The sequence below is a fragment of the Nostoc sp. DedQUE02 genome (assembly GCF_034531035.1).
GTDB lineage: Bacteria > Cyanobacteriota > Cyanobacteriia > Cyanobacteriales > Nostocaceae > Nostoc.
This window is the reverse complement of record NZ_JAVRBY020000079.1, coordinates 14,287-29,090: the sequence shown is the minus strand read 5'-3', so window position 1 is coordinate 29,090 and position 14,804 is coordinate 14,287. Positions and strand designations below refer to the sequence as shown.

General features: G+C 42.1%; 11 protein-coding genes and 9 pseudogenes. 9 read left to right on the top strand and 11 right to left on the bottom strand.

What is annotated here, in order from left to right; genetic code table 11:
• Positions 1 to 141, top strand: a pseudogene (locus RMX98_RS32495) (IS5/IS1182 family transposase); the annotation flags it as partial.
• Positions 142 to 349: 208 nt separating this feature from the next.
• Here RMX98_RS32495 and RMX98_RS32490 read toward each other — a convergent pair.
• Both RMX98_RS32490 and RMX98_RS32485 read right to left on the bottom strand, forming a co-directional pair.
• A complete protein-coding gene (locus tag RMX98_RS32490) occupies positions 350 to 865 on the bottom strand; it encodes a hypothetical protein (RefSeq protein WP_322681672.1) in 516 nt (171 codons plus the stop codon).
• 51 nt (positions 866 to 916) lie between these two features.
• Positions 917 to 1,114, bottom strand: coding sequence for a hypothetical protein (locus RMX98_RS32485; RefSeq protein ID WP_322681673.1), 198 nt, complete (start codon positions 1,112 to 1,114; stop codon positions 917 to 919).
• Positions 1,115 to 1,350: 236 nt separating this feature from the next.
• Between RMX98_RS32485 and RMX98_RS32480 the strand changes: the two are divergent.
• The 4 pseudogenes from RMX98_RS32480 to RMX98_RS32465 form a co-directional block, all read left to right on the top strand.
• A pseudogene (locus tag RMX98_RS32480) lies at positions 1,351 to 1,500 on the top strand (ParA family protein); the annotation flags it as partial.
• Positions 1,501 to 1,632: 132 nt separating this feature from the next.
• Positions 1,633 to 1,752 (top strand): annotated as a pseudogene (locus RMX98_RS32475) (IS630 family transposase); the annotation flags it as partial.
• Positions 1,753 to 1,818: 66 nt separating this feature from the next.
• Positions 1,819 to 1,932 (top strand): annotated as a pseudogene (locus tag RMX98_RS32470) (IS630 family transposase); the annotation flags it as partial.
• 58 nt (positions 1,933 to 1,990) lie between these two features.
• Positions 1,991 to 3,227: pseudogene (locus RMX98_RS32465) on the top strand (IS4 family transposase).
• 23 nt (positions 3,228 to 3,250) lie between these two features.
• Here RMX98_RS32465 and RMX98_RS32460 read toward each other — a convergent pair.
• Positions 3,251 to 4,111: a PstA family ABC transporter permease gene (locus RMX98_RS32460; RefSeq protein ID WP_322681674.1), complete on the bottom strand. Its 861-nt coding sequence runs from the start codon at positions 4,109 to 4,111 to the stop codon at positions 3,251 to 3,253.
• Positions 4,112 to 4,131: 20 nt separating this feature from the next.
• Positions 4,132 to 4,458, bottom strand: a pseudogene (locus RMX98_RS32455) (PstC family ABC transporter permease); the annotation flags it as partial.
• A 1,510-nt stretch (positions 4,459 to 5,968) separates the two neighbouring features.
• On the opposite strand from RMX98_RS32455, the gene RMX98_RS32450 reads away from it, so the two are divergent.
• The 4 genes and pseudogenes from RMX98_RS32450 to RMX98_RS32435 all read left to right on the top strand — a co-directional run bounded on the left by RMX98_RS32450 (position 5,969) and on the right by RMX98_RS32435 (position 7,978).
• Positions 5,969 to 6,136 carry a hypothetical protein gene (locus RMX98_RS32450; protein WP_322681675.1) on the top strand — a complete coding sequence of 56 codons (168 nt, stop codon included), beginning with the start codon at positions 5,969 to 5,971 and terminating at the stop codon, positions 6,134 to 6,136.
• 656 nt (positions 6,137 to 6,792) lie between these two features.
• A pseudogene (locus RMX98_RS32445) lies at positions 6,793 to 7,241 on the top strand (DUF1257 domain-containing protein).
• A gap of 2 nt (positions 7,242 to 7,243) precedes the next feature.
• A pseudogene (locus RMX98_RS32440) lies at positions 7,244 to 7,348 on the top strand (DUF2997 domain-containing protein); the annotation flags it as partial.
• 387 nt (positions 7,349 to 7,735) lie between these two features.
• Positions 7,736 to 7,978, top strand: a complete 243-nt coding sequence (locus RMX98_RS32435; protein WP_322681676.1) for a DUF1392 family protein — start codon at positions 7,736 to 7,738, stop codon at positions 7,976 to 7,978.
• Positions 7,979 to 8,022: 44 nt separating this feature from the next.
• Here the strand turns inward: RMX98_RS32435 and RMX98_RS32430 are convergent.
• The 7 genes and pseudogenes from RMX98_RS32430 to RMX98_RS32400 form a co-directional block, all read right to left on the bottom strand.
• Positions 8,023 to 8,328 (bottom strand): annotated as a pseudogene (locus tag RMX98_RS32430) (cupin domain-containing protein); the annotation flags it as partial.
• A 329-nt stretch (positions 8,329 to 8,657) separates the two neighbouring features.
• Positions 8,658 to 10,349: a sulfatase gene (locus RMX98_RS32425; protein WP_409882059.1), complete on the bottom strand. Its 1,692-nt coding sequence runs from the start codon at positions 10,347 to 10,349 to the stop codon at positions 8,658 to 8,660.
• Positions 10,350 to 10,900: 551 nt separating this feature from the next.
• Complete coding sequence (locus RMX98_RS32420; protein WP_322681678.1) at positions 10,901 to 11,365, bottom strand: hypothetical protein; 465 nt, start codon at positions 11,363 to 11,365, stop codon at positions 10,901 to 10,903.
• A gap of 550 nt (positions 11,366 to 11,915) precedes the next feature.
• The gene (locus tag RMX98_RS32415) at positions 11,916 to 12,698 is read right to left on the bottom strand and encodes a DUF3598 family protein (protein ID WP_322681679.1); all 783 of its coding nucleotides are present in this window, start codon (positions 12,696 to 12,698) and stop codon (positions 11,916 to 11,918) included.
• A 66-nt stretch (positions 12,699 to 12,764) separates the two neighbouring features.
• Complete coding sequence (locus RMX98_RS32410; protein WP_322681680.1) at positions 12,765 to 13,493, bottom strand: alpha/beta hydrolase; 729 nt, start codon at positions 13,491 to 13,493, stop codon at positions 12,765 to 12,767.
• A 167-nt stretch (positions 13,494 to 13,660) separates the two neighbouring features.
• On the bottom strand, positions 13,661 to 13,888 hold the full coding sequence (locus RMX98_RS32405) for a hypothetical protein (RefSeq protein WP_322681681.1): 228 nt from the start codon (positions 13,886 to 13,888) through the stop codon (positions 13,661 to 13,663).
• A gap of 20 nt (positions 13,889 to 13,908) precedes the next feature.
• The gene (locus RMX98_RS32400) at positions 13,909 to 14,784 is read right to left on the bottom strand and encodes a sirohydrochlorin chelatase (protein WP_322681682.1); all 876 of its coding nucleotides are present in this window, start codon (positions 14,782 to 14,784) and stop codon (positions 13,909 to 13,911) included.
• Positions 14,785 to 14,804 lie beyond the last annotated feature (20 nt).

Below are 14,804 nucleotides of genomic sequence, written 5' to 3'. Positions count from 1 at the left end.
CATGTAAATCGCAGGTTAAAGGTATTTAAAATTTTGTCTCTTACTTATAGAAATCGCCGAAAAAGATTTAGTTTGCGATTTAATCTAATTGCTGCTCTCTACAATTACGAGCTTTTTCTCCCCAAAATCAAATCTTCCTGAGTGACTTTTGCAAGAGGTCTATTATTTGGCTTACCTGTTTTCGGTTTTTGGGTTGGTAGTAACGGTTTTAACCTCTCCCAACCTTCGTTGCTTAAGTCTCCTCGATTCATCGTTGACTCTTTGATTTATACTTCACTGTCAATTTTTTGTTGAAAAGCAATTCAGTTTCGATCTTTAACTGCTTGCTGACTATGTAACGAGTGCGCTATTACTTGCTTACAGGTTCAACTTTCTCTACTGAATTATCATTCACACCCAAAGTCAATTCCAAAGGAGTTTTTTGGGGGTAAGCTTTTACTACTTGCCGATAAACATCATAATTAGTAGGTAGTGTCTGCTGAGAATTACCCACTCCATAAGTCAGCTTGTACTTTACATCTTTCACTAATTCAGGTTTTCCTATCTCTTCTTGAGGTCTTTTACGTTGTTCAACTTCATCAACACTTGGTCGCGGTGGTAAAGTAGGCCACCATAACCCTTGGTCATCTGGCCCAACAACTGCTCCTGGCGGTTTCAATCCATTCCGATTCACCACTGAAGTATTCGCAAAGATTTCAATACGTGGCTGTGGTTGATTTGTTAGGTTATTCGCATATTTGACTTGCCAGGAGTAACTGGTGAGTGCTGTAGCTTCATACTGTTCAGCAGTAGTAGTGCTGCAACTAGTTAGTGTCAGTGCCGTTAGTGCAGTTATTATCGAGGGTGAAATTTTCAACTTTTGCATTATCAATCGTAAATATCTTTTACTAATCACTCTTGAAGAGGACGTGTGCCATCATTGTTGCCAAGGAAAAGGAATCGCTGTTGTCGAAACCACCTGACCTGTTGTTAATCTAATCGCCGTCTGCTCACAATTAGGACATTGGACTTTCACTTGAATTAGTAAAGGATGGTCTTTGTATTCTCCCATCATAGGTTCCCCAGTGTACTCACAGATTATTCCCTGCTGACAGTGCCAACACTCGAATACCATGTGCCCCACTTATCGCGGTATCAGCTTCTTAGCTAAGACATTCTAATCAAAACTAATAAATCATTAGTAGTGCGATCGTCAGACTTCTACTTGGCTCCGGTTGTTGAAGTTGTATATTGAATGACCCAAAACGTTTTGGGTCAGCAGCACAAATAGCCATAAAAACTCTTATAAAGTAAATAACTCTACTACAGCAAGGTAGAATCTTTTCATTCACGAGTAACGGAAACAGAATTTTGGCGACCAAATTTGTAACACTTACTGCCTTTAAAGTAGGTGTGGGCAAAACTACCTCAGCAGTGTGTCTGGCTTGCCTGTTCGCACAGAAAGGATATAAAGTTTTGCTCATTGATTATGATCCTAATCGTTCAGCATCCGTTTGGGGATCTCGCGGCTATCTACCCTTTCAAGTTGCTACAGAAAATACAGCTAACCGAATAATGGCAAAAGAGAACTTTGATTTTATTGACCAGGATGATCTAAAAGCTTGGGCGCTAAATGACCTGAAACCGAAGTGCATTTCAATTCCAGTTGTCAACGCTCGTGATCAACAAACATACTTTAGTGAATTAGACTATAAAACAAAGGAATTTCTCACGTATTCTGCCAAGAAAGGTAACTCTGAAAACACAATTAATGTCAAATTTTTGACTTCCTTCAACTCTATGAATATGGTGTTTTCTCATGAGTCATTTAGGATTGCTATAGCACAAGGAAAAAAGACGGAAGAAGTAGAGGAAGTAACAGGCTATAGCAGAACATGGATCTACGCATTGGTTAAACGGTATAACGAGTTAGGTATAAGTCAATACGGTTCAGTTAAGGTTAAAAGTACTGTAAATTAAGGATTGTAATCAACGCTAAAAATCAACTGTAGTGCATCTCAAAGACTTCTCCTTGTTGTCTCCAATAATACAAAGCCAGGATTTGCTGAAAGCAATAGAGACAGCCATACCTGCAACTGCTATTGAGCAAGCGATCGCAAAAAGCAAAGCTAACGAAGAAAGAAATCGTTCTTTACCAGCGCATTTGGTAATTTGTTTGGTAGTAGCAATGAGTCTGTGGTCGAGAGATTCGATGCGAGATGTACTTAAAAACTTAGTTGATGGTCTTTTTATAGCATGGATAAAAGTTGGGAAATATTGGCTCCTTCCCTTGTAAATCAGCAATTACACAAGCTCGACAAAGATTGGGAGTCAGGGTGATGAGCCAATTATTTCATCAGCTAGTAAAACCAATAGCAACGGCTCAAACATTAGGAGTATTTTTGAATGGATTACGAATAGTGGTAATCGATGGTAGCTGTTTTGATGTGCCAGATAGTGAGGAAAATGCCAGAGTATTTGGTCGTCCCAGCAGTCGTCCAGGGACACAAGCAGCATTTCCCAAGGTCAGATTAGTCATCTTGGTAGAGGCAGGAACGCACATTATATTTGATGCCTTAATGTGTCCTGATCGTATGGGAGAACGGGTTCGAGCTTTAAAATTATTACGCTCTGTACAATCAGGAATGTTGTTGATGTGGGATAGAGGTTTACATTCATATCACATGGTGGAGAAAACGGTATCCAAGGGGTGTGATTATTTAGGAAGAATCCCCGCCAATGTGAAGTTCGTAGTAGAAAAACCGTTAGAAGACGGTTCCTATTTATCATGGATCAATCGTTCAGGAAAACTGCGCTCAAAAGATTGTATGCCAAGCATAGTGAGAGTTATTGAATACACAATTGAGCATCCGCAAAATCCAACTGAACAACTTACTTATCGCTTAATTACTAGCTTATTAGACATTGAAAAATTTCCCGCAGAACTGTTAGCCAAAGAATATCATCAACGATGGGAAGTCGAAAATACGCTTGATGAGTTAAAAATTCACTTATTAGGGCGTAAAACTCACGTTCGTTCTCAAAAACCACGAGAAGTAGTACAAGAAATTTATGGTTGGTTGTTAGGTCATTGGTCAGTACGAATGTTAATGTTTCAAGCTGCAACTACTGCTGGGATTCCACCATTAGACTTGAGTTTTACAGGTACATTACGAGTTATTCGTCGTGCTATTCCTAAGTTTCAAGACTTACAGCCAGAAGAATTTCCCTTTTTTTCGATTGGTTAATTGTCGAGATTTTAGATACGTTGTTACCTGAGCGTGTTCACCGTATTAATCCCAGAGTTGTTAAAAAACCTGTATCCAAGTTTCGCTCTAAAAAGCCTCACCACAGAGGGACTGGACAACGAATAGACGTTCCGAAATTCCATATTAATAATCAGCTTGTTAGCCTTAACTGAACCGTATTGCTTTATCAGCGACAGCACGAGTAAAGTCACCGCTATTAAAAATCTGTAAAAGGTGATTCCTGTTAGAATTGTTGGCAAGGCGGCTGGTAAAACAACCTGTAGCACGCTTTGAAATTTTGTCGAGCCTACCCCAGCTGATGCCCAGCGTACCTCTTTGGGTACAAGCTGCAAAGCTTCATCAGCACTTTTGACTATAATCGGTAGCATCAAAATAGCTAGAGCAAATCCGCCAGCAAATGCAGAAAATTTACCTGTAGTGACTACAAGAACGCCGTAAGCGAAGATACCTATAATGATTGAAGAGACACCACTCAATACATTAGTAGCAAAGCGAATCGAATCAGCGACTTTAGCAGAACTGAACTCGGATAAATAGACTGCGGCCAGAATCCCAAAGGGAATGCTGATAATAGAGGCGATCGCTACTGTAATTAATGTGCCAACAATCGCACTACCAATACCACCTCCTTGTTCTAAAGCAACTGGTATTTGCCCAATAAATAATTCCAGATTAAATCGACTGGCTCCCTTAAAAACTACATAACCAAGAACGAGTAACAAAGGTAAAAGCGTAATTCCTAGTAAGACAAATGTAATGCTTGTTAGCACCAAATCCATCACTGTTTCAGGATGAGCGTAGGAATGCTCAAAATTTTCATCAACAGATTGATTAAATTGCTGCTTTTGTGGAGTAGAAGTCATCGCGATAATTGCTAATTTTATTAGTATTTCTTGACTTTACGAACAATTAACTCAGCACAAATATTTACTATCAAAGTAATGGCAAATAAAACTAATCCTGCATACATGAGGGCAGATTTTTGTATGCCTGTTGACTCAGAAAATTGGTTGACAATTAGAGAAGCAATTGTATTTGCAGGTGCAATTAAAGAGAAATTTAAGTCGTTACTATTACCAATTACTAAAGTTACTGCCATTGTCTCTCCCAATGCTCGGCCTAATGCCAGCATGATCCCACCGACAATGCCAGAGAATGCTGCGGGAATCAGAATATAGAGAATAGTTTGCCAGCGAGTTGAACCAACTCCATAAGCTCCTGTTCGTAACTTAGTAGGTAAAGCGGGTAAAGTTCAATCATTTGATAAGCGTTCATTAATTGCTCTAATTATTCGTGCTTAAATTAGTTTTTCAGAAATATAATTAAACTAAGTAGCCAGAAGAATACCCAAAACTATACGCTAACTACTTCATAAACAGAGTATTTTTCTGTAAGCAGACTAAAGCTAAAAGACTTAAAGGATCAAGTAAAAAGAAGTAGTGCAAATTTAATTTGAAATAAGCTGTTAGCCTTAATTACCAAGTAAAAGTGTTCAACTTATTTTTGCGTGTTTTCTAAATTTTTATACTTGCACAACTGCATATATCTATTGTTCACTAGCGCGATCGCTGCTGCATTTTTGGGCATTTTACACTTTAAGTTGGTTTTGTGGTTACATGGCATCAGAAATCAACTGCACTCAGGACAACCAAAAATCCCATCATCCGATCACGGAACGGGAGCAAAACTCTTATTACATCGGGGATGGAACTGTTTACTGATTTTATGCCTTATCCTGGTTGTCGCCTCGTCATACTCAATTCGGAAAAATTTGAATCATTGCCAGAGTCAGTTCAAACCATAGTGCAGCAAGCTTTTGATATTAGCCCTCTTCCATCACTCTTGGAGAAAGCAATCGCTGCAAGGCTTACGAGACTTCACTTTCCAGGCTTTGGCTATATTTTTTAATTTCTATTAGAAAATAAAGCCTCAAACCTTGATTTGGTAATAGTTTCAGTTTTCTACTTCGATTATTGTTTTCACCAGAGTGATGGAAGAGTGTTAGGAAAAGTAGTGGGACAGAGGCACAAAGGATAAATGATGCGTTGCTGCAAGAGTTGATGGTTCAGGAGTAATTAACGTGGCTGATTCTGGCTGATGAATCCTTCCGTTGCGATCGCTACTTTTGAGGTATGCGATCGCTTTTCAATAGATATCACGCGGTTGTACAGAAGAAATAGCATATCTTCTCTACAGCTTAGTGCTGTCTGGTGTTTTTACATTAACTGATACACCTTAACTGAAATTGCTTTATGAGGCTTCGCCAATAAAAGAGTGAGAGTGTTGTGCTGAAGGCACAACAAACTGATCAATAAAAATAGGGCGATCGCAATGAAATGGCATTTTAACGAAGTCGGAAGTCGGAAGTGAAGACCAGGATTTCTAAATAAAGAGGTCAAAATTTCCATCCCCATCCTCAATACCAAAGCTCGTAATGAGAAAGGGGTTTAACTTGACGTCTGGAAAACTATACTTCCGACTTCCGATTTCCGACCTACGACTTCCGACTTTTTTTAACTTGTTGTAAACAGGGCTTGTAGTTAGCAATACCATCAGTTGCTCAAGCCTTGTCTACAGCCAACGTGTGCTGTTTACCTATTCACAAATAATCAAAGATGACTATAACAATTGTTCAGCCCAGTATCGAAAACTTATAACAGTTTTCCGACTCGTTCGACGTTGAGAAACTATTGCAATCCGAGGGAGTCCTGCCGTGGCTTTTGGCTAACGATTGGAATTACAGCGACGAATCTTGTTTGATTGCAAACATTGTTGATGAGTCTACAAGCCTTGATGAAGTTTGGGACTCAGAGGAGTTTGATTTTCAAGCACTGCCAGATGAATTGAAGGAGAAATCAAACCTGATTTTCGATCATTTCTATCTTTGAAAGAATGTGTAAAAGAATTGAATAACTACATTATGCGTGAAAAACTCTCCAGTCAGATTCAATCAGTCTGACTGAAGAGAAAAATCGATTCAACACTAAATTATGACACATTTCAATACTAATCAGATGGAAACAAATTTGATTAAGGTGTACGACGCGACACTGTTAAGTTCATCAAAGGTCTACCAAATCAACGCTATCCTTTGTCAATATCTGGGTGATGCAGGTACCATACAGCATCCACAATATCTGTTTTCACCTCTGCCCAATCAAAGGAAACAAACTTATGAGTCGTTGCTACGAAGTCGAAGGTATGACTTATAACAAGCCCGTAGTACAGGATAATTCACAAAAACTTCAACTATTTTAGCGATGTCAATACATAAACCGCCAGTTATCAAAAGACCTGTCCGGCTACAAAATGACTCTACAAAAACAATTCATAGAGCTATTGCAGACATTCACAACTAGCGACGTGGGCTTGTCGAAAGCTACGGTCATGTCTTTCAAGTTCAGGTAAAAAACAGTCTTGGGCGAGGTGCATTCGTCCAAGACTAATTGCAAATGGATTTTATGTGTGGTATTCACAATAATCCAAAAAGGATATCACACTCCTACTATTTCTCAAACCAATTTGAAAGCCTTGGAGATAACTTGTGTCACATTTCTCAACTGTTAAAACCAAATTAAGCAATCACGATTGTTTGTTACAAGCACTTTTTGATTTAAACCTATCACCGCAAGTTCATCGAAATCCACAGCCACTAAAAGGATACTACGTGGCTCTCAGGGGCAAAGTGCTGAAATCATCGTGTCTGGTCGCACCATAAAAGCCCGTGCAGACATCGGGTTCAAATGGAACACCTCAAGCGGTGTGTATGAGGTGATACACGATAGCTATGAGACAGTTCCTAAGCTGGGCGAAGACTTTTTCAGCAATAAACTAATTCTGGCTTATGGACAACGGATGGTGAGAGCTAAAGCTGCCGAATTACAAGAAAAATTTGGGGAGTACGCGATCACTGAAGAAACCAACGGCACTGTACAAACTTTACGGCTGACTTTTGCCGGACATCAAGAAGTTCAACATTTTGCTAGGAGATAAATATGGAACGTTCAGTTTTGATTCATTTCGACTCGGCTACAGGTAAAGTGAAAGTGGAAGCTCTTGGATTCGAGGGGTTAACTTGTTTGTCAGCAACCCAGCCATACCTGTAATGACCCATCAGCATTACCAAACTAAGCCAGCCCGACAGCAGATTACTGTCAGTAGACTGAAAACTTTTGCGAGCGGTAAAAAATAGTAGCTTACGATACAACTTTTGAGGGAAATGTACAAAAGCTAAGAGTTTAGCTAAATGATAAGATTAGTTTATAGATCAGCCCCCAAAATCAACCAAAATCAGCCAGATGGTAAACACACTTCGCTCTTTAACCCATAGTTGCGATCTACGACCTGACGTAAAAATTCAAGCATATTTTGCGAAGATAAGTAGGGATTTTTAAAATAGTGGGATAGGTTCATCCACATCTAAACCTATCGGTTGGTACGAAGCATTCACGAAGTGTGCCGAAGGTATCGCCTATCTCATCCCTACAATGGCTGATTCACACCTGTTGCCCAAACAGCAACAAGCTTTGGAGAAATTTTTAGCCGGAAATGCGCCAACACCATTGCTAATACAAAGAGTTGGGGGACGTTCCCAGTCCAAGTATAAAGAAAAACCTGTGTTCCGGCTCGGTGAGTTGGTCGAGTTTCGGTTTCATGGAGATGGGCCATCGGTTCGGATTGTCCAGGGCATTCAACTGATCAACGATTGCTGGTTCTACAGCATCGAATGACACGATCCGTGAATGGTTTTGTGGTCAATGGGCGATCGCTGTCATCAAACTGAATCTTGGACTAGATTATGCCGCAGCACGGCTATATCTTCGGCATCGAGTTTGACTGGAACGCCGCTACGAATCAGTTCGGCAAAATTCTCATTTGGCACCATGACAGTAATCGTATACAGTCGTTCTGACGCAGTGTTGCGGATCTCATGAACTCCCGTCGGCGGCACGAGCAAGGTATCTCCGGAACGAATCGCAACTTCTTTGCCATCACAAATTGCAATGCCTTCACCTTTGAGCACAAAAAATGTCTCAACCGCAAATAGATGTCGATTGGGTGGCGTTTTTCCTCCCGACTTGAGGAGCCAGTGCGTTGCGGTGAGGAAGTGGCTCCGCTCCGCTTTGTGTCGTTAGCGCAGCGTTAGCGACGCAGGAGCGTCACTCTCGAACCCGTTAGCGCAGCGTTAGCGAGTCTTCGAGCGTCAGGGAGGTTCCTTCCATTGTCGCAACTGGCGTTAAAGTGGCGTTTGAACGAAGTTAAACCCAACAAATACAAGAGTTTGAGGTGTTGGGTTTCGTTCCTCAAACGCCACTTCACTCAACGGGGGAACCCCCGCACGTGAGTGGCTCCCCAACCTACATTTGCTGATTTACCAAGATACGTACCACGTATCCTGGCAGAACCTTCTTAGGCAGTAAACGACTCGTCCTCCTCCTCCTCAATTGCCTGACAGGAATCGGCTTTACAAGTACGCAGTTTACTCAGTCGGTTAGCAAGCCGTTGGAGTAGAGCTCGATCAGCTTTAGAAGCCAGGTTGTCCAACTGATAGGGGTCTTTTTTCATGTCGTACAGTTCCTTCGCCCCAGTTTCATATTCCACATAAGTGTAATTTCGTGTCCGGATCGCTTGGTAAGTAGGGAACTTCACTTGTTGCTTCTTTTTTCGGCGCGATTGCTCTTCATCTGCAAGCTGTGACTGTTCCTCATCTTCAAGCTGTACCACATCGTTGTCTAGATCATCCTCATCTGCAAGCTGTGACCGCTCCTCTTCTTCAAGCTGTAACAGATCGTTGTCTAGATCATCCTCAGCTTCAAGTGCATTCTTCTTACTTAGTGTGTGTTCTATCAAAAATGCAGAGCGCCACTTCCGGGGTTCTGTCGTACCCTTTAACAAGGGTAAGAACGAGCGTCCATCCACAAAACGGGGTGGTTGAACTCCAGCTATATCGGCAAAGGTGGGGAAAAAGTCGATATTACCCACTATCTGGGGCAGTTTCTTGCCGGCGGGAATTCCCGGTCCGCGCACGAACAGATTCAAGCGAATATCTTCCTCGTAGGCACTCTCTTTGCCTAAGCTTATCCGGTGAATACCCTGTTTGTAACCGTTATCAGAGGTAAAAACGATGTAAGTATTGTCAAGTTGCCCTGACTCCTTGAGCGTATCGACTAACTTGTTAACTGCATCGTCAACCGACTGGAGCGATCGCAAGCGCTTTCGATAACTTTTATCAACAAAGTCAATTTGTCTCTTATTGAGTCGCTTCAAATGCTTCCGCATGAATTGAGGCTTAGTCTTAAAGCCACCAGCATCAGTACCAGCTTCGTTAAAATTGTCTAAGCGGGGCGCTTTAATCTTTGGATCTCGGAAGAGGGGCTTGTAGCGGTCTGCTGACGTATATGGCGAGTGAATGTTGAAGGGAGCAAAATAAAGGAAAAACGGTTTGTTGTCTCTGGCAGAATTTTTGATGAAATTTCTGGCAAAGCCAGTATAAACGTCTGTACCGTAGTCTTCGGGATTGTTACCGTACTTGACCAGTCTGCCTTTCTGGTTCAGTGTATAGCCGTACTGCGTGTAAGGATTGCCATAACCCTTGGCTTTGTTTTTATTCTTGCCTTTTTCCATCGGGCTATACCACTCTGTCCAACCAGGCGGGACGTAGGTATCCGGGATTTTGTCGTCATCATCGCGGACTGTGTCGGGATAGCCGTTGAGGTACTTGCCAATCAAAGCTGTCCGGTAGCCATTTGCCTTTAATGAGGTGGCGATGGTTTCTTGTTCTAATTTGTTTTTATGGGCTTGCTGGAAACCTCCTTCATCTCTTGAATTGTTCAAGACCCCCGTATTGTGGGCATACTGACCGCGCAAAATACTTGTGCGCGATGGGCAGCAGAGAGACACATCGACAAAGAAGTTGGGAAATGTTACACCCTTGTCGATCAAAAGCGACTTGATATGTGGTGCATATTTCTCCGGTGCGATGTTAATTGTGTCAGCGTCCATGTCATCCACTAGGACGAAAACGATATTGGGTTTACTTGTTTGGGCGAAAGCTTTTTGTGGTGCTGATAGTAGCACGTTGACTACTAAAACACCGATCATCATTAGAGCAAAGAACTTTGTTCTCAAACTCGATGTTTTCATGAAATCACCTCTCGGTTTACAGTGTTAGAATTCCGTCTTTGAGCTTTGAGTATGGTAAAAAACCAAACTTTTTGCAAAACAGAATTCAGAAGTCAGGAGTCAGAATTCACAATTGAATTGGAAGGCTTCGCCGTGAGCGTCAGCCGAACGGTTTGAATCCCGCACTCATTGACCCTTCGGCTTCGCTCAGGGTCAACGGTGAGCGTTCGCGTAGCGTCTCGTTCGCGTTAGCATCTCCGTTCGCGCAGCGTCTCCGACAGGAGAAGGAGAAGAGAAGCCGAACCGTTGATTCTGAACGGCAGTTGCTACAACGGAGGAAACCTCCCTGACGCTCGAAGACTCGCTAACGCTGCGCTAACGGGTTCGGGGGTGACGCTCGAAGACTCGCTACCGCTTCGCTAAGGCAAGACGCTCGAAGACTCGCTAACGCTGCGCTAACGACGGGAACCGCCAAGACTGCGATCCTCTCACCGCAACGCACTGCCTCCTCCTGAGTACTGAATTCTGCTTCAATTCACAGTCATAGCATCGGAACCAAAATATACCTCTATGTACTGCCGAATGTGTTTAAGTAGGTGCTTGTCTTCTTCAGAGAAAAGATTTATCTCAAATTTGTTGACAGAAGTTAAGCGATCTCTGTAAGAGTTAACCGCGTGGTAAATAGCTCCAGCAGCATTTTGGCTACTACTAAAGTCAGGAATAACAACAACATGGTTTGATTCATGACTTGAGTGAAGACAGCTCATCTTTCTAACATCCTCAAAAAATTTTTTAGCCGCTTCTTCAGAACCAAAAGATAGCGAGATACTCTGAAACGATCCTATGAGAGCGGAAGTTTTGAATGTGCTACAGGTCATTAAAACCGTAGCAATTATCGGATTGCCATTCCTTGGATGGATGATCATTTGAAATTCCTCGTACTCTAGTGATGTTGTCTGAACGGATAACGCTGGAATAGTGCGATCGCGCTGCACATATTCCACTCAAACTCGTCTCGCTGATTGCTCACCTATAACTGGATGCGGAGGGTGGGTTTTACCTATCATCCTTCGCCAAAACTATAGTTTATGGGGTTGAGGCACGAAACCCCATCTACGACACTGAGCGATCGCTTGTACTCTATCTACCTGCAAACTGCTGTCATGTCATCGTTGTGGAAAAAATAGCCCGCTTGATTTTTTCTACACATGATAAAGGCTTTAGCTTTTGCGTATCGCCAGTTGGTTGAGCAGAAATATTGTCACTCATTCTAAACCTCGACAAAAAAACATTCACTGTACTCTTAGCACTCTGAAATCTCTTTTTGTCAATCCTGACTAACGTCTATATGATTTAATATATGGAATCAGCTTCAAGCTGTCATCAATTCTGAGTCCATATTTTAAGTGACAAAAAGATTGCCGATGAGCGTTCTGAAGTACTCAGGTTTAACTGTACTTAAGTTCAGATTTATTTCAACTTAAGTTGGAATAATGGGTAGTAACAGTAGCGTTTTGGTGCGTCCAATGCGATCGCCGAATCTGATTAGGATTCGTAGACTTGAAGCAAAAAGCGACTCAACTTGGAATTGTCAAAGTGGCGAATTCCACGGAACAATTTGTTTGGAGCAGCCTGCCAATCGACAATCAGATCCAGGACTGTGTTGCTTTCAATCCTCAAGGGACAACTAATCGAGCCTCCTCTTAAGTGAAATACCTGATTGTTGCCATATTCGTTCTCCAGGGGTTGCCATCCAATTTCTTTTGGAGAGGATGTGACTAAATCGGGGGTTATCTGTTTGACAGTCCCCTGCCAAACGCCGTCAGGTTGAATCACACCAGGAACTGAAAGCGCTTCATTAAAGCTGTCTAATTGCTCAGAGATCGCTCTGATGTACTGCAACTCACCGCTTTTTTTGTAAACAGCGCTAAGGCTCATCCTCTTGTTTCCATGCGTGAACCCTGTTTCACAAAATAACTGAGCATCCGCATTTGTGATCGTTGTAGACCCCCAGGAAAAGCTGTTGTCTAGAAACAAAACGACAAAGTGATGCCCGTTAAAAGATAGACCTGCACTAGTATAAGGACCAGCATTTTGTAGTTCAGTCTTTCCATCAGAATAAGTGTAGTAATTTTGCTGAGTTATCTGGCTACTATCTTCACTGAGATGAAAGGAACGAACACACTTGAAGGAGTCAATTGAGTGTCCTTCTGGCGAATATTTAGTCCAGATACCATGCCAGTCGCCTACATGATAGCGGCAAAAATTATTCCAGTTTTGGATCTGGTTCTCCCTTTGATCAACATTATCAACGGACTGAGATGTCATTATGTAAGTTTCCTCGCTTGCAAGCTCTAGATAAAATAATAAACGGCAGTGTTCATTTGAACACTGCTAGTCGCGCCCTGCCAGAATAATCTTTTCTGCTAAACCGACAGGATTAGAAAACATCACCTCGTGACTACCCGGCATTTGCACGAGCCGAAATAGCCCTAAACGACTGGACATTCTCGGATGCCAGTCCCCCTTGTCTTCTGTACAGTAGAGGTAACTCTTGGGAATGGTCAGCACGTAAAACTGCTTTAAGTCCAACTTGTCGATTAGCGGTTGATAGGGTTGAGACGATAATTGTGCGTAACTGGATTTAGCCAGTTCGAGATCAGCGTCGTTGATAAATACCTCGCGCCAAGTCTCAAAAGGTAGCATCACTGTACGATCGTCCGATTCTCTCGCTAGCTTGTCGAATAACCCATGAGAGTTAGGTGGGAAGGTATCTTTGACGCTCTCACCATCATTCAAGACAAAGGCATTGAAGAAGATCAGCCGTCGAATGCGTTGCCTTTGGCCGGCGAAGCCATCGCTAATCGCTTCAGCAACTTTCGCAATAATTGTCCCACCAAAACTATGTCCTAAGAGGACGATATCGGTTAAGTCTTTGTCAACAATGTAATCAACAACCGATTGCGTGCATTGAGCATGGTTGACATTTTTATTTACGCCTTTACCATGCCCAGCGATTGTAGGAGCAAAAGCTCGATGCCCTTTCGCTTCTAGATGTTTGATCGTAGGTTCCCAAGCAGAACCATCATGCCATGCGCCGTGAACTAAGACAAAAGTTGACATAGGATAACCCCTTAATAAATGCATTATCGAAATTAAGCTTGTGCGAACTGCACGACTTAGTTATTGAATTATTTATTAATTGCTACGAATTTGGTCTAAACTTATGGCAACACTTTGATAACACACCCTAAAATTTAACCTTTCAAAACTTTGAAAACATCTTCTTATTAACTCTTTGTGCCTGTAACAATAAATCCTGGGTGTTCAGCGAGAAACTGCCCATTTTTGTGCATTTGTTCTAAGTGTTTTACCCATTCATATAACTCAGACTTGGATAAAACTTCTTCTTTTAGCGCTTGCTCTAAAACTCCATAACAAGCCAGCATGAAAACTTCATACGTTATCATAATCGAGTGAGGAACAACAGCGATATTACTAATTTTTAACTCTTCCAATATTTCTGTCAGTTTACAACCTATTGAACCATTGGGAAAACTATCAGATGCACAAGTTCTTGCTGAGTTTCAATTTCTCGCTCTCGTAATAGCGAGAATAGTTGAGGATGCAGACCCATTTCGGGCAGACAAATCATGGAAATATCTGGGTATTGCTCCTGCTGTTGGGCAGTAATATTAATAATTTTTTTCATTAATATACCAATAAACAAAAAGTATGGCAGGACAATGATGCGTTTAGGCTGGTAAAAACGGGCGCGACGGAAGCCTTCTTCTAACTTAGGTTGCGTAATGACGATGAAGCAGTTTTCGACTGTGGAGTAGCCGCTTCCTTCCCAAATGATACGAGCTATTTTGTAAACATCTGCGTTGGCATCGGAGTTACTAGAACCACTACCGACAAAGAGGAGAACGGTGTCAGATCGAGAAATTTGTTGGGGGTTGTATTCAGGGTAGTCAAGTTGTGCTAGACGCGATCGCCACAATTCTATAATCTTAGGAGTAATCCCAAAATGATGCCCGTAGTGAAACTTCAGCTGCGGATACCTAGCCTTGGCACGGTCTAGTTCATTGGGGACTTCAAATTTACTATGCCGTCCAGCAAATAGCATCACTGGCAACACTGAGAGTTCAATGTAGCTTCTTTCCACACACTGCTCTACTGCTTCTTCAATGGTCGGGCCAGTCAATTCCAGAAAACAAGGCACAACTGAACGCGATGGATCTAAAGCTGCATAGGCAGTAGCAAAATTTAACAAAGCTTGCCTTCCTTCTGCATCTCTAGTGCCATGACCAATCAGCAATAAAGGACGCTTTATCGGCAAGGGTGGCAATTTCAAGGTTGCGGCAGTTGGGAACTCCATCTGGGTCAGACTTGTAGTGTCTAAAATAGCCATTCTCAGTTCTAGCTCCTTGA

Coding starts and splice junctions, on each gene's coding strand:
- RMX98_RS32490 (WP_322681672.1), bottom strand. CDS start 865: ATGCAAAAGTTGAAAATTTCACCCTCGATAATAACTGCACTAACGGCA.
- RMX98_RS32485 (WP_322681673.1), bottom strand. CDS start 1,114: ATGGTATTCGAGTGTTGGCACTGTCAGCAGGGAATAATCTGTGAGTAC.
- RMX98_RS32460 (WP_322681674.1), bottom strand. CDS start 4,111: ATGACTTCTACTCCACAAAAGCAGCAATTTAATCAATCTGTTGATGAA.
- RMX98_RS32435 (WP_322681676.1), top strand. CDS start 7,736: ATGGCTGATTCACACCTGTTGCCCAAACAGCAACAAGCTTTGGAGAAA.
- RMX98_RS32425 (WP_409882059.1), bottom strand. CDS start 10,349: ATGATCGGTGTTTTAGTAGTCAACGTGCTACTATCAGCACCACAAAAA.
- RMX98_RS32415 (WP_322681679.1), bottom strand. CDS start 12,698: ATGACATCTCAGTCCGTTGATAATGTTGATCAAAGGGAGAACCAGATC.
- RMX98_RS32410 (WP_322681680.1), bottom strand. CDS start 13,493: ATGTCAACTTTTGTCTTAGTTCACGGCGCATGGCATGATGGTTCTGCT.
- RMX98_RS32400 (WP_322681682.1), bottom strand. CDS start 14,784: ATGGCTATTTTAGACACTACAAGTCTGACCCAGATGGAGTTCCCAACT.